Source organism: Campylobacter sp. P0109, assembly GCF_002138755.1.
Taxonomy (GTDB): domain Bacteria; phylum Campylobacterota; class Campylobacteria; order Campylobacterales; family Campylobacteraceae; genus Campylobacter; species Campylobacter devanensis.
In genome coordinates this window covers 49,064-72,211 of sequence record NZ_MJKK01000005.1, presented here as the reverse complement: position 1 = coordinate 72,211, position 23,148 = coordinate 49,064, and the positions used below count along the sequence as shown (strand labels likewise).

Genomic DNA, 23,148 nt, shown 5'->3' with positions numbered 1-23,148 from the left:
AATATTTGCTAAGACTGATTCTAGAGGTGTTCTAGTTTATGCATTAATTGCTACTGCTACTATAGGTGCAGCATATTTTTGGCTTATTAATGCTTCAGCTTTAGCTGAATTTATCACATGGGCAGGTATAGCCTGGTCGCATTATAAATTCCGCAAGCCTACATCGCTCAAGGCAAAGATATCAATGATCTACCATTTAAAGCAAAATGGTACCTACTTGAGCCAATTTTAGCACTTATAATGTGTATAATTGTAATAATTGGGCAAAATTATGAAGCCTTAATATAAAGTAGAGATTTTGTCACACTTTTTACTAGCTATATTGGATTGTGGCTATTTTTACTTATTTGGGCTGGGCATAAACTTATAACTAAAAGTAAAGCTATTGATCCACTTCAAGCCGATATAAAACGCTATAATTACTAAGATTTTATATTAAAACTATGAGTTAAAGCTATTGCTATTGCGTCTGTAATATCAAGTGGCTTTATCTCTTTAGTTATTCCTAGCATCTTTTTTACCATAAATGAAACCTGTTCTTTTGTCGCTTTTCCTTTGCCTGTTACAGCTTTTTTGATTTGAAGCGGAGTATATTCACTAAATTCACCATGAATTTGCAAAATTTTAAGCATTAAAGCTCCACGAAATTGTGCAAGCTTTAAAACTGTTTTTGGATTATAAGCAAAAAATATATCTTCGATTGCTACTGCATCAATTTTATGTGCTTTAAATATTAGATCTAAACCTTCACAAAGCTGAGTAATTTGAAATTGTAAATCGTCTTGTTTTATTTTAATAAGTCCAGCCTCAACCAGTGATTTTCTATTGCCAAATTTCTGAATTATCGCATAGCCGCAATTGCGAGTACCAGGGTCTATTCCTAAGATTTTCACATATATCCTTTTAAGTTATTCACATTATTCACATCTTTAGTGAATTTAATTTATAATAATATCATAATAAGTCATTTTTAATTAAATTTTTAGTAGAATATTAGCTAATAAATTTAAAGGGAAAATATTGCTAGGCACAAAAGCGCTTGAAATTTTGGGTCAAGAGATCTCCAAAAGCGAGATGGATAATTACATTTCACGGATTAAATTTAGCGAAAAAGGTTCAAATTCTCAAAGAGTTATTTTTATCGCTCCTAATGAGCTTATAGCCAAATTTATCCAAACAAAATATGCTAATAAACTAGCTAATATCTACGAAGTTCACACAGGTATAAAGCCTGAGGTTTTAATCACAACCCAAAAGGCAAATTTAAGTATAAAATCAAAAGATGTAAATGTAAAAGAAATTAGAAGTCAAAGTTCACTACTCAATCCTAGCTATACATTTGATAACTTCGTTGTTGGTGATTCCAATCAATTTGCATTTATTAGTTCAAAACAAGTTGCAAGCAATCCAGGAAAAGCATATAATCCGCTATTTATCTATGGTTCAACCGGCCTTGGTAAAACACATCTTTTACAATCTATAGGAAATGAATGTCTAGAAAATGGCAAAACAGTAATTTGTATAACTAGTGAACAATTTACTAGTGATTTTATACGAAATCTAGAAAACCGAACTATGAATAAATTTAAAGAAAAATATCGTAATTGTGATGTTTTACTAATTGATGATGTGCAGTTTTTTCACAAATCAGAAAAAACACAAGAAGAATTTTTTCACACCTTTAATGAAATTCACGCTAAAAAAGGTCAAATAGTAATGACCTCAGACAAACCTCCAAAAATGTTAAAAGATTTTGAAGAGCGTCTAAAAAGTCGATTTGAATGGGGATTAATGGCTGATATTACGCCGCCTGAACTTGATACTAAAATCAGAATTATTAAAACAAAATGTGAATTTGATAAGATAGAACTAAGTGATGATATAATCGAATATATCGCTTCAAATATGGGTGATAATATTAGAGAAATTGAAAGCGCAATTATAAATATTAACGCTTTTGCAAATATTATGCGTCAAGATATCACACTTGAATTTGCCAAAAATGTAATAAAAGATCAGATAAAAGAGAAAAAAGAAGCTATAAGTCTAGAAAATATAATAAAAGATGTAGCACATGAAATGAATATTAAACCAAGTGACATAAAAAGTAAAAATCGTACTAAAAATATCGTAGAAGCTCGTAGAATTTGTATATATCTAGCCAAAACTCTCACTCCAAACTCTATGCCTCAGCTCGCATCACACTTTGGATTAAAAGACCATAGCGCAGTTAGTCACAATATTAAAAAAATTAATAATCTAATGGAAAACGATAGCTATTTTAAAGCTAGATTAGAAGAATTAAAAAATAAAATATTATCAAAGGAATAGTGAATATGTGTGAAAATTCCCTTCAAAGTTTTTCAATAAAATTTACCCGATTTTGCGGTGTTTTGTGTAGTTATTCACAAAATCAACAAACCAACTAAAAAGAAAAATAAATTTAAAAAATAAAGGCAAAAAATGAAAGTTTTAATCAAAAAGAATATTTTAGAATCAATTATCATAAATACAAACCCTTATCTTGATAAAAAAGATCTTAGTTCAATAACATCTCACATATTCATAAATGCAAAAGATTCAATTCTAACAATTAAAGCTACAGATAATGAAATTGGTCTAAGTTATAAAGCCTCAAATGTAAACATAATTGAAGATGGAATAGCAACAGCAAATGGTAAAAAACTTCTTGATATCATAAAAAGCCTTAAAGATGGTGAAGTTATCTTAGAAACAATCCAAAATCACCTATATATAAAACAAAATAACTCAAAATATCGCTTACCTATGCAAAAAGCCGATGATTTCCCAGATTTCCCAACAATAGAAAATAAAAAAAGATTTAATATAAACGCAGCTAACCTAAGCAAAAGCCTTAAAAAAATCACAAATTCAATAGAAAATACAAATTCAAAAATAGAATTGACAGGTGCTTTAATCGATATAAAAAATAATAGTATAAATTTAGTTGGTACTGACACCAAAAGACTTAGCGTTTATACCCTTAATATAGACTCACAGAGCGAACCATTTAGCATAATAATCCCTAAAAAAGCTATAGTAGAAATCCAAAAAATATTTTATGAAAATATAGAAATTTACTATGACGAAAATATATTTATAGCAATTAGCCAAAATTTTGAATTTTTCACAAAACTGATAAATGGTCGCTATCCAGACTATGAAAGAGTAATCCCAAAAGAGAGCAAAATCAATATAAATTTAAATCGTGAAAAGATGATAGAAGGTATCAAAACAATCTCAATGCTATCTGAAATTATAAAAATCACAATAAATAAAGAAAACATAACATTTGAGAGTATAAACAACGATAATAGCGAAGCTAAAACAGTAATTGAACAAAATTTTGATATAGAAGACAACATTATATTAGGTGTGAAAAATAGATTTATTCTTGATTTCTTATCAAGCATTGAAGATAGTGAATTTACCTTATCATATAATGATGTAGGACTTCCATTTGTGCTTAGCTCTGAAGAGTTAAAAACAGTTATAATGCCTATAAATATTTAAGGATTAAAATGGAAAATTTAGAACAAAAAAAATACGCCGCTGGAAGTATCAAGGTTTTAAAAGGTCTTGAAGCTGTAAGAACACGCCCTGGAATGTATATAGGCGATACAAACATAAATGGTCTTCACCATATGATATATGAAGTAGTAGATAACTCCATAGATGAGTCAATGGCAGGATATTGCGATACTATCGATATTGAGCTTACAAATGAAGGTTCAGCCATAATTACAGATAATGGTAGGGGAATTCCAGTAGATATCCATCCAACTGAGAATATTTCAGCTGCGACTGTGGTTTTAACAGTGCTTCATGCGGGTGGTAAATTTGATAAAGATACATATAAAGTATCAGGCGGACTTCATGGGGTTGGAGTTTCTGTTGTCAATGCATTATCTAAAAAATTGGTTTTGAATATAAAAAGAGATGGAAAACTTCATCGCCAAGAATTTGCCGAAGGCATACCACAAAGTGATTTAGAAGTTATCAAAACTACTAATAAAACTGGAACTAGCATAGAGTTTTGGCCTGATGATACTATCTTTGAAATAACTAAATTTGATAGAGAAATTTTAACTAAAAGATTTAAAGAGTTAGCCTATTTAAATCCTAAAATCACTATAAATTTTAAAGACCAAAGAGATGGATTTAAAGAGAGTTATCACTTTGAAGGTGGGCTTGAGAGCTTTGTAACTGATATGAATAAAAGCAACCCAGTAAGCAAAGCTGTGAGTTTTAGCGGTGGTGAAGAAGATGTTATAGTCGATTTTGCTCTACTTTATAATGAGACATATAGTGAGAATTTACTAAGCTTTGTAAATAATATCAAAACCCCTGATGGTGGGACTCACGAAGCTGGATTTAGAGCGGGGCTTACTAGAGCTATTACAAATTACATAACAGCAAACGCTAATGCTCGTGAAAAAGATACTAAAATCACTGGAGATGATATAAGAGAGGGTCTTATAGCTGTTGTGAGTGTCAAAGTCCCAGAACCACAATTTGAGGGCCAAACCAAAGGCAAACTCGGCTCAAGCTATGTCAAACCAATAGTCCAAAAGATAACTTTTGAAGTGCTTTGTAAATATTTTGAAGAAAACCCAAACGAAGCAAAAGCTATTATGAATAAAGCTCTTTTAGCAGCTCGTGGTAGAGAAGCAGCCAAAAAAGCTAGAGATTTAACACGCAAAAAGGATAATTTAAATAGCGTTGGGACACTGCCTGGTAAATTAGCCGATTGCCAAAGCAAAGACCCAAGCGAGAGTGAAATTTATCTTGTTGAGGGTGATTCTGCTGGTGGTTCAGCAAAGCAAGGCAGAGATAGGGTATTTCAAGCTATTTTGCCACTTCGTGGTAAAATTTTAAATGTAGAAAAGAGCAGACTTGATAAAATTTTAAAATCTGAAGAGATAAAAAATATGATAACCGCATTTGGTTGTGGTATTGGGGATGAGTTTGATGCTAGTAAATTAAGATATCATAAAATCATTATTATGACAGATGCTGATGTCGATGGAAGCCATATCCAGACTCTACTTCTTACATTTTTCTTTAGATTTCTTACGCCAATTATAGAAAATGGAAATGTCTATTTAGCCCAGCCGCCACTTTATAGATACAAAAAAGGCAAAAAAGAAATTTATCTAAAAGATGAAAAAGCCTTAAATGAATTCTTAATAGAAATAGGAATTGAAAATGAAGATTTTGAAGGTATTGGCAATAATGATTTGATTGATTATTTAAAGTTAATTAGCGTTTATAGAAGCGTTTTAAATGAGCTTAAAAAGCGTTTTAATCTATTAAGTGCGATTAGATATATGATAGAAAATCCAGATATCATCAGCAAAGATTTTAAAGAGTTATTTGAGATTATAAAAACAGAGCTTGAAACTCAAAATTATAATATCTTAAATTCATATGTCAATGAAGATGAAATTAGAATTTATGTCCAGACTCCAAATGGCCTTGAAAAGTTGATTATAAATGATACTTTATTTGTTAATCCTTTATATGTTGAGGCTGTCCATATATATTCTAAGATGAGAGAGCGTGATATTGACCTTAATGGTGATCCATTAGAAGTATTAGAAAATATAGAAAAAAATGCTAAAAAAGGTGCTTATATCCAGCGTTATAAAGGTCTAGGTGAGATGAATCCAGATCAATTATGGGAAACTACCATGAATCCAGAAAATCGCCGTTTATTAAAGATAGATGTCAAAGATATGCAAAGCGCTAGTGATATATTTGAGCTATTTATGGGTGATGAGGTTGAGCCAAGAAGAGAGTATATCCAAGCTCACGCTAAAGATGTTAAGCACTTAGATGTTTAAGGATAGATATGGAAAATTTAAAATATGGCGAAAAAATAATAGCTGAATTTGATATAGATAAAGATTTTGAGATATGGCCAAATAGTGCTAATAAAGATTATGCGATCAAAATCACTCTACCAGAGTTTGCTTGCTTTTGTCCAAGGAGTGGCTATCCCGATTTTGCTACAATTTATCTAACCTATGTCCCTGATAAATTTGTAGTAGAGTTAAAGGCTCTAAAATTATATATAAATAGCTTTTTAAATCGCCATATAAGTCATGAATCTAGTATAAATGAAATTTACGATACTCTAGATAATAAACTAAAACCAAAATATCTAAGAGTTGTTGGTGATTTTAATCCAAGGGGCAATGTCCATACGATTATAGAAGTTGATAGCAATATGATAAAAGAGCAAAAATACGATACAAGCTCTATTGTATTTGAAAATACTAGGAAATTTAATTAATGATAAATCCAAAACTTATTGAACATATTTTCAAAGCAGCCAATATATCAAGGTGGAATGACTATCCTAAGATGGTTGAGCTATCAGAGCTAGACAAACAAGCTCATAAATTTATAATAGCATATTTCATCGCAAAGCTTGAAAATGATGTAGATATGCATTATATAATAGAAAGTGGGGTTTTTGAGTTTTTAAGTAGAGTTGTGGTAACTGATATTCGCCCAGATGTCTTTCATCATATCCAAAAAACCAAAGCTAGTGAGATAAATAACTGGGTTTTGACAAATTTAGAACCATTAATAGAAGATATTGAAGATGGTAAATTTTTAGATAGATTTAAGAGTTATTTAGAAGACAAAGACCACAAAAAAGAGAGATTGATTTTAAAAGCCGCTAGTTATCTAGCTACTAAGTGGGAATTTAGCATTATATATCAAACTAGTAAATTTTTAAATGATATTGATGAATTAAAGCAAAAAGTAGATGAAGAGCTAGAAGATTATTATGAATTAATCGGCGTTAGAAAGATCGCTATGAATCAAAAATTAGCTCGCATAGTCGATCTAAGCGGAAGATTAAGATTTCAAAAGCGTTGGGCGCAGACGAATCGCATTCCAGAAACAGCAGTTTTAGGTCATATGCTAGTTGTAGCGATATTTGGTTATTTTTATTCAATCAAAGTTGGAGCAAATTCAAAAAGATTAGAAAATAACTTTTATTGTGCTTTGTTTCATGATCTGCCTGAGAGCCTAACTCGTGATATTATAAGCCCTGTTAAATATGGTATTGATGGGTTAAATGAGATAATTAGTGATTATGAGATGAGATTAATCGAAGATAAAATTTTGCCATATATCCCACAAAGTTTTAGAGATGAATTTAGCTATATTTTGGGTGTTAGAAGCGATGATGGAGTCTTTAAAAAAGATGAATTTGAAAATAGAATTTGTCGCACAACTCCACAACCATATCACGGAAGTATGAGTAATGTCAATGATGATGAGTATAATAGCATTGATGGCAAGGCTTTGAAATATTGTGATAGATTAGCTGCTTTTGTCGAGGCTGGACTCTCTATAAGCTATGGTGTTAAAAGCAAGGATTTAGTAAGAGGATTTCAAAATATAAGAGCTAAATTTAAAAAAAGCCCAAAGATTGAAGGGGTGGATTTTGATAAAATTTGTAGAGATTTTATGAAAGATTTAGATATAGAAAACCTCTCCCCAGATGACTGCGGCACACACCTATAAAAAGTGCTCTGCTATGTTCCCATCCTGAAGCGGTGCTTTTTAAAAGCATTGCACAGGTCTAAGGAAAGGCGGATGAAATTATATCTATATTTTACTTAAAATAGGATTATGATGAGTTATAAATTACATTTTTTATCTATTTTTCGTGAGCTTTTTGTTCCGCATTATCGATCACTAGAGTTTAGAGCCAAGATTTTTACTGCTATGTTAATTGCTAAAAATAGTATTTTAGATAGTGATTATCAAGAGGTTGAAGAGATAGCAAAAGATATATATGGTGATGATAAAAAGCGAATTCACATCCTAGTCCAAACGGTTAAAGAGTATGTAGAAAAGTCCACTCAAGCCTCTAAATTGAATTTAGATATATTACTAAAAGATATAGATTATGAATTAAAAATGATAAAAAGATATGTCAAAAAAATTGATTTTGCGCATTTGCGTCGTTTGATGGTTAATAGTGATGAGATAGATGCACATTTTCAACAACAAGTTTATGAATTTTTTTTAAATGAAGTTAAAATTTATTCACATAGTTAATTAGTTTATATTATATTGCAAATGATATATCTAAATAAAATGGCTCTTTTTGATTTTGTCTTTTAGTTTATTTTCTATTTTTGTTTTTTCTGCTGTGATTTTTATTGTTTCTTTTTCTAAAGTATCAAACATTACATTAAGCGTGAAACTAATTAAGCCCTACAGCCCACTGCCAAAATGGCATTACATTATATGTGATTTTTTCAAATTTAGCTATTTGACTTTGTGAATTTGAGATTATATCTACTTTTTTTAAACCTAGATCATTACAGTGATTGCTTAGTTTTTTAGCTTTTAATATTGCAAGTTCAGATGGCAAAAATGGCAAAATCAAAATCCCATAACTCATATCAGGAATGATAAAATCAATTTGATTGCTATACTTTATCTCTTTTTTTAGCTTTAAAAGTTCGCAAAATACCATATTTGCTATCGTTGCTTTGGGATCTTTGTGTAGACTTAGAGCTGATTTTAGAGCAAAATTGCTAAAATATACCCGTTTTAAAGCGATATTATCGTTGATATTTGAAATAGTTTTTATAAGATTTTGATCTTCTAAATCGGTTATATTTTGATAAAGTTTGTCTTTGCTAAGTTTCATATGGGTTTTTAGAGTTTTGTAAATCTTAAATGAATTTAACGGTTGATGTATAAAATTTGCGATATTTGCTAATATCTTACTATTTAGATCTCCTTTTGATGCTTTTATATGCTTTTGCAAAAATGCCGTAGTTTCAAATTCGCTTAAAAATGGACTAAAAGCCAAATTCCCACGAATCAAAAAGTGGCTAAAAAGCGTTCTAGCTTCATAATTTTTACGATAAAATAGTATAAACTCTTCATAATCCAGCCCGAGTATTTCAAGTTGATTTAATCCATCTATATGCAAAGAATTTAGATCAGTAGAGATGATAATATTATCACAAATAGGCAGTTCTATTTTGGATTTTAGATTCTCAATTGCTAAGGCTTTGATATTTTTGGCCTTGATAAACTCATTTAAGTTATTAAGTTCTATACCAAAACTTCTTATATCATCTAAGTCTATATATAAAAAATTATCAAATTTACTTAAATGATTTAAAATTAATGAGCTTTTGCCGCTTCCATTGGCTCCTTTTAGTAGAATTTTAGAGCCTTCTATGCGTATTTTTCGCTCTAAAAACTCTCTTGATTTTGGCGGGTTTTGATATAAATTTTCTAAGATATTCAAATTTCATCCCCAAATAGCGAAGCCTCAAGTGCTTTTGGTTTAAAACTTTGTCTAGTTAATTCATTTGGGCCATATTTTTGTAGTGCTTCTATATGAGCTTTAACTCCATAGCCTTTATGTTTTGCGTAGCCAAAGTATGGATAAAAGCTATCAAAACGGCACATTTGCAAATCTCTACTAACTTTAGCAATTATACTAGCAGCGCTAACTTGTGGAATTTTAGCATCAGCTTTAATAATTGTCTCAATTCCATCAATACCATAATTACAGTTTCCATCATAGATAATTTGATGTTCTCTAAAGTGAAATTTAATCACCCTTAAAGCTCGTCTTAGACAATTGCTAAGCCCGATTTCATCTATAATTTTATTGTTAAAATATATGGTTACAAATTCACATTGTTGGATTAAGCTTGTATATATTTGTTCTCTTTTTTTAGGGGTTAGCTTTTTAGAATCGGTTAAATTTAACTTACTTAAATCGCTATTAAAAGCACATCCACATACAACTAGCTCACCAGCTAAAGCGCCTCTACCAGCTTCATCAACACCACAAATTTTAGTCAATATTTCTCCTTTTTAACACTGAGTGAATAAGTACTAAGGTGATAAATAGCATACTAGCTGTGCCAGTTATAATCTCACTAACTTCATAAAAAATTTTAATAAACATTATCACTGCTAGAGCTAAAATCGCATAGTGAGCGCCATGTTCAAGATAGATAAAACTCTCAAGTATCTTTTTACGAACCATATAGATAGTCAGACTTCTTACAAACATAGCTCCAATACCAAGCCCAATCATAATAATAAAAATATCTTGACTCATTGCAAAAGCTCCAATAACCCCATCAAAGCTAAAGCTAGCATCTAAAACTTCAAGATATAAAAAACCCATTATCCCGCTTTTAATTCCACTTGTACTAAATATCTCATCAAACATTCCTAGCCCTAAATGCAGCACTATAGCACTAAAATATGCGATGGCATAGGTAGAATTTTGGGTTAGCATAATTAGGATTATTCCAGCTAAAATAGCAATAAAAAGAGTTATATTTTGAGATTTTGAAAGGGTTTTAATTAAATGATTATCCTCTAAAAATCTAATCCATTTTGTCTCTTTTTCTTCAAAAAAGAATGATAAAAATACCATTAGTAAAAATCCGCCACCAAAGATATAAATTTGATTTTTATTACTATGTAGAGCATGATGATACTCATCTGGATTATTTAGTGCTAAATTTAGCGTCTGTAGCATCCCCATATCAGCAGCAATTGATACAATAAGAATTGGAAATAAAAATCTCATTCCAAAGACAGCAATAGGAATTCCATAGATGATAAATCGCCTTTGCCATACTTGAGACATATGACGTAAAATTCTAGCATTTACCACAGCATTATCAAAGCTTAAGCTAACTTCAAGAATAATTAATAAAATACAGATATAAACAGCAACAAATCCACCTAAAAAATATGCTGCTACTAGACCTAAGATTGTTAAAATAAATGATGAATAGAAGTATTTCATGACTTAGAAAATAGCCTAGAAACTGCTAACTCACTAGCTGTAGATTTCAAATTTTCTTTAGCATCACTTTTGCTGATATTTGGAAAAATCGCACGCATCTCTACATTAATTGGTGTATGATTAAAGTTTTCATTAAGCACAGAAAGGATTATATTTTTGTATTTACTAGCTTGATTAAATGGCGCATTATTCTCATCAACATTGTCTAAAGATTTCCAGTTTTTAACCTCTATTATATACTTTCCAAGCATTGGGTGAATAAGTAAAATATCAATTTCGTAAATTATATTGGCATTTTGAAATTTAGCTTTTGGTATTAGGTAGTAGTTTTCATTGCTATGTTGTAAGATTGATATTAAAGATTTAATTACTATCTCTTCGCCTTTTAGATATTTAATTAGAAATTTTTCTATATTAATAATCCCCATACTGCTCCTTTGAGTAAGTTATAATTAAAGAATTTAAATCTCAAATTAGATCTGAATTTAGTTTACCGCATACTCAAATGCCCCAAAGGGGCTAGATTATCTAAGTGTTAGCGTATATCCATTACCGCTTTGTCGGATAGCGTAATGATAGTTACCATCTAGGGATAAAACCACTCTATAATAATCCTTATGAGCTCCGATTGTAGCTTTTTTTAGTGGGCCTTTTTGAACCTTTATACTTTGAGTTGAAAACTCGCTACCTCTTTTAAAATCCATAACTATTTTATCAGGTTTATTAATGATAAAGTCTCTAAACATCTGATCTTTTGTGATTATTTCAATTTTAGAAGCAAATATATCAAATTTGATAAAATCCATAAATGCTATACTTTTTAGCGGTGGTTCTATTTTTGGTAGGACACTAAGTGGTTTTGGTGTAGCTTGTTTGGCTACTGCTTGTTTAGTCTGTTCATTTGTGGTAGTTACTGAGACATCTAAAGATGGAGTAGTCTCGCTACTTACTGGTGGCTGAGATAAGATAATTATATCATCGTGCCAATCAAAACTAGCATTAATATCAATACTTTTTTGTTTTATGCTACCATCTACTGATTTATAACTAAATGTTGCTGTGACAATCTCTCTAGCATCGCTTGGAAATTTAGCTACAACTCTATTTAATTTTGGCGGGTTTTCACTAATATTAGTTGAATCTAGTGTAGTAACATTAATATCATCTGGGGTAAATGGATTTTCTCTAGCTACGAGTGCTAAAACGCAGCTTGATATTAAAATAATCTTTTTCATTTTTTACTCACTTGTAACTATCTGGATCGAGTCCGATTAGCTCGAAATACTCTTTTTGTAGAGCTGAATTTAACTCTTGGTATTTTTTTACCTCGTTACTTAGGGCAGATTTTTGCTCTTTTAAATCATATAAAACACTAGCTGAGCGACTCCCAAAGAATACATTTCCTACATATACTGCAAATAGTATAGTAACAAATATTAGTAGTGAATATGCGATAATTTTTCTAATGGAGCTAGATTTTTTACTCTCTAGCTCAGCTAGGATAGGGTTCAAATTTTATCGCCTAGATATTCGCTAGTTTCGTACTCGATTTCTAGTAAGCGATTGTATTTAGCATTTCTTTCGCTTCTACTAGTTGCGCCAGTTTTAATCTCGCCAGTATTTAAGGCTACAGCAAAATCAGCAATAAAACTATCTTCGCTTTCACCACTTCTATGGCTCATAATACAGCGATAGCCATTTCTTTGTGCTAGTCTTACTGTTTGCATAGTTTGGCTTACTGTGCCGATCTGATTTGGCTTGATTAATACTGCGTTTGCGATACCTTTTTGAATTCCCTCTTTTAGGATTTTTTCATTTGTTACAAATAGATCATCGCCTACTAATTGAACTTTGCTACCTAGCTTATCAGTTAGGATTTTCCAGCCAGCCCAGTCATCTTCGCTTAGGCCATCTTCGATTGAGAAGATTGGATATTTTTCACATAATGCGGTGTATTTTTCTACCATTTGTTCACTTGTAAATTCTTTACCTTCAAGCTTATATACCTTACCATCATAAAGTTCGCTAGCAGCAACATCTAAAGCTAGTTTAATCTGCTCGTTTGGTTTATATCCAGCTTTTATAATAGCTTGCATAATTAGTTCAAGTGGTTCTTCATTATCTTTTAAATTTGGAGCAAATCCACCCTCATCACCTACTGCAGTACTATGTCCAGCATCATTTAGTAGTTTTTTAAGTGTTTGATAAATTTCAGCTGCAGCACGAAGCGCATCGCTAAATTTATCAAAACCAAATGGCATAATCATAAACTCTTGAAAATCAACGCTATTATTAGCATGCGCCCCACCGTTTATGATATTAAACATCGGAACTGGTAAAATAGTAGCATTTGCTCCACCAAGATATCTATATAATGGAAGTTTGCGTGAATTTGCTGCTGCTCTAGCTACTGCCATAGATACGCCAAGAGCTGCGTTAGCACCGATTTTGCTAAAATTTTCAGTACCATCTAGAGCAATTAGTGCATCATCAATTGCTTTTTGATTTAAAGCATCTTTACCACATAACTCTTCAGCTATCATTGAATTTACATTTTTAATAGCTTTTAAAACGCCTTTACCACCAAATGCATCACCACCATCTCTAAGTTCTAAAGCCTCTCTTTTACCTGTGCTTGCACCGCTTGGGACGATTGCTGAACCGGTACTACCATCACATAGCGTTACAAATGCTTTGATTGTTGGATTTCCACGACTATCTAAAACTTCAATTGCTCTTACATCTTTAATTACTGGCATTACTCTTCCTCACTTTCATTCTCATCATCACCGCTACTCATCATGCTATCACCTATATTTTCACGGATTTTAGCTGTTATCTCATCAGCTATATTTAAATTCTCTTTTAAAAACGCTTTTGCATTCTCTCTACCTTGACCTAGTTTTGTGCTTTCATAGCTAAACCAGGCGCCGCTTTTATCGATTATATCAAGTTTTACACCATAATCTATAATTTCACCTTCTTTACTAATTCCTTCGCCAAACATTATATCAAATTCAGTCACTCTAAATGGTGGAGCGACCTTATTTTTAACCACTTTAACCTTAACTCTATTTCCAATTGGCTCTTCACTTTGTTTTAATGTGGCGACTTTTCTTACATCTAAGCGGACTGAAGCGTAGAATTTAAGTGCATTACCACCTGTTGTAGTCTCTGGAGTACCATATCCCATAGCGCCGATTTTCATACGAATTTGGTTGATAAAGACAACTGTGGTTCCCATTTTATGGACGACACCAGTAAGTTTTCTTAGGGCTTGACTCATTAGTCTTGCTTGAAGTCCTACATGCTGGTCCCCCATATCGCCTTCTATTTCGCTTTTTGGTGTTAGAGCTGCGACACTATCTACTATGATTAGATCTACTGCGCCACTTCTAGCTAGAGTCTCAACAATATCAAGCGCTTGTTCACCAAAATCTGGCTGAGAGATGTAAAGATTATCAGTATCTATGCCTAGATTTTTAGCATATTTAACATCTAATGCGTGTTCTGCATCGACAAAGGCACAAACTCCACCATTTTTTTGACATTCAGCAATTAGATGAAGAGTCAGAGTTGTCTTACCGCTACTTTCAGGACCGTAAATTTCGATGATTCTACCACGAGGAATACCGCCTATGCCAAGTGCAATATCAAGTCCGATTGATCCAGTTCCAATAGCATCAATTGGCTCAATTTCCTTATCGCCAAGCCTAAGAACAGTACCTTTACCAAAGGCTTTATCAATCTGTTTAAGGGCTAAATCAAGGCTTTTTTTCTTATTTTCGTCCATTATTTTCCTTGTTTTTTTGGTTATGCAAATGCTGATATTTTATCTTAAAAAAGCTAATATGCTAATAAAATTTACTAAATTTGAGATTTAAATTTTTATAAATTCAAGTTTTTGTGTAGTTTGTTTTCTTATTATTATAAATCAACTTTTAGTATAATATATCACTAGTAGAAGAGTTGCTAACTCTAGGTTATTTTTTAATCCCTTAAACAGCTCCATCCACTGCTTTATCACCACCTCTTTGCTAAATTTATTTTTGACTATCTCTTTGCTTTTTTCGCCCATTTTAGCTCTTAAGCTCTCATCTTGCATTAATATTTTTAGTTTATTGGCGTATTCATCTAGATTATTATCTTCTATCAAAAATCCGCTTTTTTCATCTTCTATTATATCGCTTGGGCCTGTGGCGATATCAAAGGCTATGGTTGGCAAGGCATAAGAACCCGCCTCTATAAGCACCATAGGAAGTCCTTCAAAGTGGCTTGCCATAGCATATATACTAGCGCTTAGATACTCTTTTTCAACTTCAGTAGTAAATGGTTTTAAGATTATAGAGTTAGATAAATTTAGATTATCTATCTTAGTTTTTATCTGCTCTTTTAGATCACCATCGCCTACAATGTGTAGCTTCCAATCTCCAAATTCCTTGCTATCTTGGATTAACTTCCATATATCGATTAAGCGCAAAAAGCCCTTTTCATCTACTTTTGTCATGCGTCCCATTGAGAGTACGACTTTTTGAGAGTAATTGGTGTTTGAATTTGGGATATTTGAGATGAAATTTGGGATTAAAAATATATTTTTATGATGACTTTGCCAAAAATCAATCTCTTTAGAGGCTATAAGCACTATAGAATCAAAATAGTTATATCTAGCCAGGTAGCGTCCTTTTGAAGCTGTGTGGTTGATTTTTAGATATTTTGTATTTTTATTTTTAAATAGTGGAAAATGCGGCGAGTTATTAAAAATCACAAAATCCTTATCTTTGAAATCACGCTTTAAGATATAGCTCTCAATAAATTTATAAAAGATTTTATAGAAGAAATTTTTACGCTTATCATCAAAAGATTTATCATGTAAATATCTTAACTTCACTCTACTATCAAGCTCAAAAGCTTCATTTATTCCTCCTTTATAAAAGCTTAAAATCTCCACATCTAGCCCAGAGGCCGCGTAAGCATTTGCTAGATTAGTTACAACTCTTTCAGCACCGCCTTTTATAGTGATATCGCCTATTGTTAGCAATACTTTTATCGCCATTTAACTCTCTTTTCTTTGATGGTGTTTAGGTAAATTTGGTGGTTTGATTCTAGCATTTTTCTGCTGTTTTCAGCGTGATAGAGATGATACGCAATCCCTGAAAATTTAAGCCTTCTAAGCTCTCCGCCACTAAACAAAAATCTCGCCACAAACTCAGAATCCTCCCTACCCCAGCCGATAAAATTCTCATTAAATCCGCCGATCTCATTGCAATCAATTTTATAAAAGCTCATATTACAACCTCTAATTCCTTTGATGAAATCTCGCTTTTTAAAGAAACTTGCCCTAATGGCTGAGCTTTTGTAGATGAGTTTTGAGAGTATGGAATTTCTCTTGGATTTAAGAGTTTTAAACTCGCTCGTATACCCTCCCCCATTTATCAATAAATCAGTTTGACTCTCATCCAAAACCACTCTTGAGCCTTGTAAAAACTGCTTTTGCTTGGCGAATTTAAGATGATCTAAAATAAAATTTCTATCTAAAACCATATCGCCATCAATGATTATGATATACTCACTAGTTGCTATATTTATAGCTTTATTGCGAATTTGGCTCAAGCGAAAGCCCTTATCTTCTTGCCAAACATGCTTTAACTCACAAGGGAAAATCGCCTTAAATTTCTCAATCAAATTCCTTGTAGCTACGCCACTTCCATCATCAGCGACCAAAACTTCATTAGGCAAATAATCTAAGTTTAAAATACTTTTTAAGACCTGCTCTAAATATTTTTCGCTATTATAAGTGGTGATGATTAAGCTCACGCTTGGCATTTGGTGATTTAGCTCATAGAGTTTAGCATACTTAAAAAACGCCCCAAGAGCATTACAAAGGCTAATCACAAAGCCCTTATAACCATACAAAAATCCCTTTTTAAAGGCGTAATCACGGATGAATTTCCACACGCTATGTAGCACGGCTTTGCCGATATTGCTCCTTTTGGCTCTATTTTGTATCGCATAAAGGGTGGAGTATTTTTGCATCTTTTCTATAAGTGTGCTAATATCATCATAAGCGTAATGCCTTAATCCATTTTTAAGTTTTATTATATTTAAATTTTTGGCTTCCAAGCTCTCATGGACGAAATTAGAATTAAATTTGGTTTGAGTTTTATTAAATAGCCTTAGGACAAAATCTGGATACCATCCACACGCCTTTATCCACATGCCTTTATAGAGATTTTTCCTAGGTAGGGCGTAGATATTTTGGGGATTTAGATCTAAATTTGCTATCTCATCAAGAGCTTGATATTCCAAAACCTCATCGCTATCAATGCTAAAAATCCAATCATTATTAGCGTAATTTATCGCTAAATTTTTAAGCGGCCCAAAACCGATAAATTCACTAGAATAAATTTTCAAATTATTAAATTTGGCCTTAAATTCATTAGCGATTTTTAAGGTATCATCGCTACTTTGATTATCAAGCAAGATAATCTCATCAAAGCTTTTTAAGGATTCTAAGCACTCTTTAATGGTATTTTGGGCGTTTTTGACTAGGATACAAACGCTAATCTTGGTACTAAGTTTCATATATTCCTCTAAATATTTAGGGTTTTGTATCTGCTTTTTAGTGCCGATATGAACTTATCAATTTGCAAATTTAGATGTTTCATATCTGAACTATTATCAATTACGAAATTAGCTAGACGGAGCTTCTCGTCGATTGATATTTGCGAATTTAATCTAGCCTTAGCCTCATTTAAACTAATCCCATCTCGCAGCATTATGCGTTCTAAACAGATTGGCTCAAGTGCATAAACCACACAAACACTCTCAAACTCATTATAAGCTGGCGCACTCTCAAAATATAAAGGTAGATCAACTAAATATGGTTTTTCTTTCTCTTCAAGTTCGCTAGCACTATCAAAAATTTGTTTTCTAATAAGCGGATGGAGCATATTCTCAAGTCTTTTTTTAGCATTTTCATCGCTAAAAACTAGCTTACCAAGGCGCTTTCTATCAACCTTTTTATCGCTTATAAATTCATTGCCAAATTCATTAGCGACTCTCTCCCAGCACTCATCTAAAAGCCTATGTGCAATCTCATCAGCATCAATCACGCTAAAGCCATAAACTCTAAGTAGATTTACAACTGTGCTTTTGCCACTACCAATAACCCCAGTAATTACTATAGCATTTTTAAATTTACTCAATGGAAGCTATGACCTCTACTTCTACTTTTACACCTTTTGGCAATTCTTTTACTGCTACAGCACTTCTAGCTGGATATGGCTCACTGAAAAACTCAGCATAAATTTCATTCATTTGAGCAAATTCAGATATATCAGTTAAAAATACAGTTGTTTTAATAATATTTTTATAGTTTAAATTTAGCTCTTCTAAGATCCCGCCTACATTTTTCAAAGCTTGGGTTGTTTGGGCTTTGATATCGCTTCCTACTACCTCACCACTAGCTGGATCTAGAGGGATTTGACCGCTACAATATACTAAATTTCCAACCACTCTATAAGCGCTATATGGGCCAATTGCTTTTGGGTAATTTGACATTTTATTTCCTTAAATGAAGTTTGGCTATATTAGCATAAAATAAGTTCAAATTTGCTAAAATCAGCCAAATTTTAGCTACAAAAGGATCTATTATGCAAGATTATGAAGGGTTTTATAAGGCCGCTTTTAAGCTCTTTGATGGTAGAGTTTATAAAGATTATTTACGCCGATTTTGCTATGGTGTGGAGGCCTCTTGCTACTCATATATACCAAAGCTAGTTTTAATGCTAAAAAGCGAAAAAGAGATTATAAAGGCTTTTGAGCTATCTCGCAAATTTAACACTCCACTATGTTTTAGGGGTGCTGGGACTAGTCTAAGCGGTCAAAGCTCGTGCGATACGGTGCTAGTATGTTTGGATTTTAGCTGGGATCATATGAGGGTTAGTAGAGATGCTAACTCTATAAATTTAGGTTGTGGGGTTATCGGCGAAAATGCTAATAAAGCCCTAAAACCGCTAGGCAAAAAGATTGGCCCCGATCCTGCTACTATCGCTGCGGCGCAAATTGGCGGAATTGTCAATAACAATTCAAGCGGAATGTGCTGTGGGGTCAAGCAAAACTCATATAACACGCTAAAATCCATTAGAGTGATTTTAGGTGATGGCACTATCCTTGATAGCTCTGACGGCTTAAGTGTGGCTAGTTTTAAAAATAGCCATAAAGATTTAATAGAGCAAATTCTAAATTTACGCTCTCAAATTCTAGCTGATACTGAGCTTTGTGAGCTTATAAGGCGAAAATATAAGATCAAAAATACAACTGGCTATAGCATTAATGCCCTTTTGGATTATAGCGATCCAATTGATATTATCACCCATCTATTTATCGGTAGTGAGGGGACTTTGGGTTTTGTAAGTAGTGTAGAATTAGAGTGTGTGGATGATGAGAAATTCAAAGCTTGTGCGCTTTTATTTTATGATGATATCTTAAAAGCGGCTAAGGTTGTGGAGATTTTGGCTAAATTCGAAAATGAGATTTCTAGTGCGGAGATTATGGATTATGGCTCACTTAAGGCCGCTTCTAAATTCAAAGGCGTGAGCGAGATTTTGCCTGATATTAAAGATGGTGAAGTCTGTATCTTGATCCAGAGCCAAAACAACTCTCAAGATAGATTAAATGAGCAAATTCAAAAGATAAAAGATGCGATCAAAGATTATCCAACTAGTCAAGAGATGAAATTTAGCTTTGATGAGAGTGAATTTGCTAATTGGTGGAAGATTAGAAAAGGGATATTTCCTATCGCTGCTACGGCTAAAAGGCCCGGAAGTAGCGTAATCACAGAAGATATATGCTTTGAGATTAAAGATCTTGGAGAGGGGATTAAAAGCCTTCAAGAGCTATTTAAAAAGCATGGATTTGAAGATAGCGCTATAATTTTTGGCCACGCATTAGCGGGTAATTTACACTTTATAATCACGCCTGATTTAAACCAAAATAGCGAATTTGAGAGTTTTGCGAATTTGGTTGAAGATATGTCTTTGATGGTTTCAAATTTCGGCGGAAGTATCAAGGCCGAGCATGGCACTGGTAGGATGGTAGCGCCATTTGTAGAGCTAGAGTGGGGAGCAAAAGCTTATGCCATAAATAGAAAAATCAAAGAGATTTTTGACCCACACACTCTAATAAATCCCGATGTAATCATCACAGATGACAAAGAGATATACAAAAAAAATATCAAGCAATCAGCCATTATAGGAAATGAATTTGATGATTGTGTGGAGTGTGGATTTTGTGAGAAAAACTGCCCATCTAATAAGCTAACTCTAAGCCCACGCCAAAGAATAGCCCTAAAAAGAGAGATACAAAGACTAGGGGCTTTAAGTGATAAAGCTAGTAAAAAGCTGCTAAAAGAGCTAAAAGATGGAGCCAAATACTTCTTAAACGAGAGTTGTGCAGCCTGTTCTATGTGCGAAGAGCTATGCCCTGTAGGTATAAATACAGCAAACCTAGCCCTAAACGAACGCAAAGTAAATGCCAGTGATTTTAGCAAAAAAACTGCTGAGTTGGCTAAAGCAAACTTCTCTTTAGCTCTAAATGGAGCCAAATTTGCCCTATCAGCTGCAAATTTACTAAACTCAAATTCAATTCGCAAACTCTCTTTTAAAGCTAATTTAGCTATAAAAACTCCGGTTCTTAAAGAGTATCTACCAAGAAAAAATAGCTATAAACTGCGTGATAAAAATTATGGCTTTGATGAGAGTGTGGTATATTTTTCAAGTTGTCTAAATAGAGCCTTTGCCCCAAATCAAAATTTAAATGACAAACGCCCTATCCAAGAGGTATTTGAATCACTATGTAAAAAAGCTAAGATAAATGTGATATATCCGCAGCAAATCAGTGATATGTGTTGTGGGAAAGTTTTTACCAATTATCCAGATACAAAAGAGCTAAATAGAGCTAAAAATATAGATATTTTAAGAGAGGCTACAAACGAGGGTAAATATCCTGTGGTGATAGATCACGGCGCTTGCTCTTATGAGCTTATAAAATCACTTAAAGATAGATTTGAAATTTATGATTTGAGCGAGTATTTACTTAAATTTATCTCTACAAGACTTTCTATTGTCCCAATAAATGACTCAATAGGACTATATACAATGTGTGCTAGTAAAAAATTTGGACTTGAAAATACTATGATGAGTTTAGCTAAGCTTTGCACTAAAGGGCAAGTTATAGTCCATAGCGATACTGCATGTTGCGGTTTTGCTGGGTATAAAGGGTTTTTTACCCCGCAACTTAACTTACACGCTACAACTAAATTTAAGAGATTTTACCAAAATAGCGCAGTCAATATCGGTTTTAGCAACTCTAGCACCTGTGAAATCGGGCTAAGCGAGGCAAGTGGATTTAGCTGGCAGCATATTGCTTATTTACTAGATAGTGTTAGCATTAGCCAAAAATAAGTTCAAATAGTGTAAAATCACGAAATTTAAAAGAGGTGAAAAATGATAAGTTATAAAGACGCAGGCGTAGATATAGATGCTGGAAATAGCTTTGTTGAGGGGATTAAACCATTTGTTAAATCGACTCTAACTCCAAATGTAATAGGTGGAATAGGATCATTTTCTGGAGCATTTAGACTTCCAAGCGGATATAATAAACCAACTCTTCTAGCTGCAACCGATGGTGTAGGAACAAAACTTCGCCTAGCAATAGATAGCGGTAAATTAGATAGTGTGGGGATTGATCTAGTTGCAATGTGCGTCAATGATTTAATATGTAATTTTGCTACTCCGATGTTTTTTTTGGATTACTATGCAACTGGTAAATTAGATATAAACTCGGCCAAAGAAGTAGTAAGCGGTATCGCCAAAGGATGCGTAATAGCCAAATGCGCTCTAATAGGTGGCGAAACGGCTGAAATGCCAAGTATGTATAGCTCGGGGGATTTTGATTTAGCTGGGTTTGCTGTGGGTGTGGCTGAAGAAGATGAGATCGATAGGAGTAAATTTGTAAATGAAGGCGATATCTTAGTAGCGTTGCCAAGCTCAGGCCTTCACTCAAATGGCTTTTCATTAGCAAGGGCTGTAATTAAAAAAGAGAAGTTAAATTTGGGTAGTGAATTTGAGGGTAAGACACTTTTAGAGACACTTTTAGAGCCTACTAGAATTTATGTAGATGAGTTTTTACGCCTTAAAGATAGTATAAATGCAATGGCTCATATAACTGGTGGCGGTATAGTCGAAAATCTCCCTAGAGTCTTGCCAAATGGACTTGGCGCAAAGATCCAAAGAAGTGCTATCAAAACGCCAAAAATCTTTGAATTAATCGCCAAAAGCGTAGAGCAAAGCGAGATGGATAGAACGTTTAATTGTGGTGTAGGAATGGTATTAGTAGTGCCAAATGATAAAGTTGATTATGTATTAGCTAATAGTGATGGGTATATAATTGGCCAGATTATCAAAGGTAGTGGCGTAGAGATGTTGTAGGCTTTGTGATTATTTATTATGCGCTATCACAAAGTATTAATATTAAGGCAATTTTTGGTAAAAAGCATTTTTAAATTCCAAATTTTGTCTTTTTTAAAATGTTTTTAACAGATGAGCATTGTAAAAGTAAAATTTATAATGCTTTAGATAAAATGGAACCAGATGAAAGAATTTTGCCACTATGTAAAATTAAGTAAATTGTAGAAAATTATATTTTTGATCTAAATAATGAATTTACATTCACAATGATTAAAGAATGCAAAAATAAAACTTAGGTCAAGTATATTTATCTATTCTTTTGTCGTCTGCATTATTTTGGTTTGTGCTAAATATTTTCATTTTATCATTGTTAATTTGAAATTTCATATTAAATACTCCTTTAGCATACCAAACACACATTTTGTGTTGTTGAGTTTGGTTTAATAAATCGCTTCTTTTTGCATTTATTAAAAACTTGCAATGATAAATATTTGTTAATCGCACTAAGTGGGCAAGATCTATAATTTGAGGCTTAAAAATTTAATCAAATGACATTGAAACAAATATATCGCAATTAAATTTAGTAATCATAGCTAAAAATTCGGGCGAATTAATATCGCAATCTCTAAAAAGCTCTATACCATAATCAGCAGCAAATTTAGCTAAAATTTTATCATCTGAGCCACGCCTAACGCATATAAAACAAATTTGCATATTTGGATCATTTGCGATTATTTTAAATGCGTTATGCGACCAAATACCATCAGCAAAATAGCCAATATTTAGTATTTTATTTTGGGCTTGATCCCCCCCCCCCAGTCTCATTAG

Annotated in this window: 22 protein-coding genes, 1 other RNA gene and 1 pseudogene; 9 read left to right on the top strand and 15 right to left on the bottom strand. The window is 32.7% G+C overall.

The genetic code is table 11. From position 1 onward, the window contains the following. The first annotated feature begins 1 nt into the window (after position 1). Positions 2-232, top strand: coding sequence for a hypothetical protein (locus tag CIGNP109_RS08820; protein ID WP_336526416.1), 231 nt, complete (start codon positions 2-4; stop codon positions 230-232). Positions 233-422: 190 nt separating this feature from the next. Here CIGNP109_RS08820 and ruvC read toward each other — a convergent pair whose 3' ends face one another. After that, positions 423-899 (bottom strand): crossover junction endodeoxyribonuclease RuvC, encoded by a 477-nt coding sequence (gene ruvC / locus CIGNP109_RS06275; protein ID WP_086225245.1) that lies wholly within the window; start codon positions 897-899, stop codon positions 423-425. Between the two features lie 121 nt (positions 900-1,020). Here ruvC and dnaA point away from each other — a divergent pair, with 121 nt between their 5' ends. The 5 genes and pseudogenes from dnaA to CIGNP109_RS06250 form a co-directional block, all read left to right on the top strand. Further along, positions 1,021-2,331 carry a chromosomal replication initiator protein DnaA gene (dnaA, locus tag CIGNP109_RS06270; protein ID WP_086228612.1) on the top strand — a complete coding sequence of 437 codons (1,311 nt, stop codon included), beginning with the start codon at positions 1,021-1,023 and terminating at the stop codon, positions 2,329-2,331. A gap of 132 nt (positions 2,332-2,463) precedes the next feature. After that, positions 2,464-3,534: a DNA polymerase III subunit beta gene (gene dnaN, locus CIGNP109_RS06265; protein ID WP_086228611.1), complete on the top strand. Its 1,071-nt coding sequence runs from the start codon at positions 2,464-2,466 to the stop codon at positions 3,532-3,534. An 8-nt stretch (positions 3,535-3,542) separates the two neighbouring features. Further along, a complete protein-coding gene (gene gyrB / locus CIGNP109_RS06260) occupies positions 3,543-5,867 on the top strand; it encodes a DNA topoisomerase (ATP-hydrolyzing) subunit B (protein WP_086228610.1) in 2,325 nt (774 codons plus the stop codon). 8 nt (positions 5,868-5,875) lie between these two features. After that, positions 5,876-6,319 (top strand): preQ(1) synthase, encoded by a 444-nt coding sequence (gene queF, locus CIGNP109_RS06255; protein WP_086225241.1) that lies wholly within the window; start codon positions 5,876-5,878, stop codon positions 6,317-6,319. Continuing rightward, positions 6,319-7,518, top strand: a pseudogene (locus CIGNP109_RS06250) (HD domain-containing protein); the annotation flags it as partial. The gene queF and the pseudogene CIGNP109_RS06250, both read left to right, overlap by 1 nt. Positions 7,519-7,536: 18 nt before the next feature. On the opposite strand, the gene ffs reads toward CIGNP109_RS06250, so the two are convergent. After that, an RNA gene (gene ffs / locus CIGNP109_RS06245) (signal recognition particle sRNA small type) lies at positions 7,537-7,634 on the bottom strand. 46 nt (positions 7,635-7,680) lie between these two features. Between ffs and CIGNP109_RS06240 the strand changes: the two genes are divergently transcribed. After that, positions 7,681-8,109: a hypothetical protein gene (locus CIGNP109_RS06240; RefSeq protein ID WP_086228609.1), complete on the top strand. Its 429-nt coding sequence runs from the start codon at positions 7,681-7,683 to the stop codon at positions 8,107-8,109. A gap of 148 nt (positions 8,110-8,257) precedes the next feature. On the opposite strand, the gene CIGNP109_RS06235 is transcribed toward CIGNP109_RS06240, so the two are convergent. The 12 genes from CIGNP109_RS06235 to CIGNP109_RS06180 form a co-directional block, all read right to left on the bottom strand. Continuing rightward, positions 8,258-9,322, bottom strand: a complete 1,065-nt coding sequence (locus CIGNP109_RS06235; protein WP_086228608.1) for an ATP-binding protein — start codon at positions 9,320-9,322, stop codon at positions 8,258-8,260. Further along, a complete protein-coding gene (locus tag CIGNP109_RS06230) occupies positions 9,319-9,888 on the bottom strand; it encodes a ribonuclease HII (protein ID WP_086225238.1) in 570 nt (189 codons plus the stop codon). Before CIGNP109_RS06230 ends, CIGNP109_RS06235 begins: the two co-directional genes overlap by 4 nt. Continuing rightward, positions 9,881-10,852 carry a DUF475 domain-containing protein gene (locus CIGNP109_RS06225; RefSeq protein WP_086228607.1) on the bottom strand — a complete coding sequence of 324 codons (972 nt, stop codon included), beginning with the start codon at positions 10,850-10,852 and terminating at the stop codon, positions 9,881-9,883. Before CIGNP109_RS06225 ends, CIGNP109_RS06230 begins: the two co-directional genes overlap by 8 nt. Continuing rightward, the gene (locus CIGNP109_RS06220) at positions 10,849-11,280 is read right to left on the bottom strand and encodes a nuclease-related domain-containing protein (protein ID WP_086228606.1); all 432 of its coding nucleotides are present in this window, start codon (positions 11,278-11,280) and stop codon (positions 10,849-10,851) included. Before CIGNP109_RS06220 ends, CIGNP109_RS06225 begins: the two co-directional genes overlap by 4 nt. Positions 11,281-11,376: 96 nt before the next feature. After that, entirely contained in the window at positions 11,377-12,087 is a 711-nt protein-coding gene (locus CIGNP109_RS06215) for an AMIN domain-containing protein (protein WP_086225235.1), read from the bottom strand. Positions 12,088-12,094: 7 nt separating this feature from the next. Then, on the bottom strand, positions 12,095-12,364 hold the full coding sequence (locus CIGNP109_RS06210) for a hypothetical protein (RefSeq protein WP_086225234.1): 270 nt from the start codon (positions 12,362-12,364) through the stop codon (positions 12,095-12,097). Further along, positions 12,361-13,611, bottom strand: a complete 1,251-nt coding sequence (gene eno / locus CIGNP109_RS06205; RefSeq protein ID WP_086228605.1) for a phosphopyruvate hydratase — start codon at positions 13,609-13,611, stop codon at positions 12,361-12,363. The genes CIGNP109_RS06210 and eno overlap by 4 nt, the downstream gene beginning before the upstream one ends. Beyond that, positions 13,611-14,645, bottom strand: a complete 1,035-nt coding sequence (recA, locus tag CIGNP109_RS06200) for a recombinase RecA (protein ID WP_086225985.1) — start codon at positions 14,643-14,645, stop codon at positions 13,611-13,613. The genes eno and recA overlap by 1 nt, the downstream gene beginning before the upstream one ends. 141 nt (positions 14,646-14,786) lie before the next feature. Further along, entirely contained in the window at positions 14,787-15,899 is a 1,113-nt protein-coding gene (locus CIGNP109_RS06195) for a glycosyltransferase family 4 protein (RefSeq protein ID WP_086228667.1), read from the bottom strand. Next, positions 15,896-17,434, bottom strand: coding sequence for a glycosyltransferase family 2 protein (locus CIGNP109_RS06190; protein ID WP_086228604.1), 1,539 nt, complete (start codon positions 17,432-17,434; stop codon positions 15,896-15,898). The genes CIGNP109_RS06195 and CIGNP109_RS06190 overlap by 4 nt, the downstream gene beginning before the upstream one ends. An 8-nt stretch (positions 17,435-17,442) precedes the next feature. After that, on the bottom strand, positions 17,443-18,057 hold the full coding sequence (coaE, locus tag CIGNP109_RS06185; RefSeq protein WP_086228603.1) for a dephospho-CoA kinase: 615 nt from the start codon (positions 18,055-18,057) through the stop codon (positions 17,443-17,445). After that, a complete protein-coding gene (locus CIGNP109_RS06180; protein ID WP_086228602.1) occupies positions 18,050-18,412 on the bottom strand; it encodes a RidA family protein in 363 nt (120 codons plus the stop codon). Before CIGNP109_RS06180 ends, coaE begins: the two co-directional genes overlap by 8 nt. A gap of 92 nt (positions 18,413-18,504) precedes the next feature. On the opposite strand from CIGNP109_RS06180, the gene CIGNP109_RS06175 reads away from it, so the two are divergent. Both CIGNP109_RS06175 and purM read left to right on the top strand, forming a co-directional pair. Next, positions 18,505-21,315 carry an FAD-binding and (Fe-S)-binding domain-containing protein gene (locus tag CIGNP109_RS06175; RefSeq protein ID WP_086228601.1) on the top strand — a complete coding sequence of 937 codons (2,811 nt, stop codon included), beginning with the start codon at positions 18,505-18,507 and terminating at the stop codon, positions 21,313-21,315. A gap of 42 nt (positions 21,316-21,357) precedes the next feature. Next, positions 21,358-22,341, top strand: a complete 984-nt coding sequence (gene purM, locus CIGNP109_RS06170) for a phosphoribosylformylglycinamidine cyclo-ligase (protein ID WP_086228600.1) — start codon at positions 21,358-21,360, stop codon at positions 22,339-22,341. A gap of 519 nt (positions 22,342-22,860) precedes the next feature. Here purM and CIGNP109_RS06165 read toward each other — a convergent pair. Then, entirely contained in the window at positions 22,861-23,145 is a 285-nt protein-coding gene (locus CIGNP109_RS06165) for a hypothetical protein (protein ID WP_086228599.1), read from the bottom strand. Between the last annotated feature and the right edge of the window lie 3 nt (positions 23,146-23,148).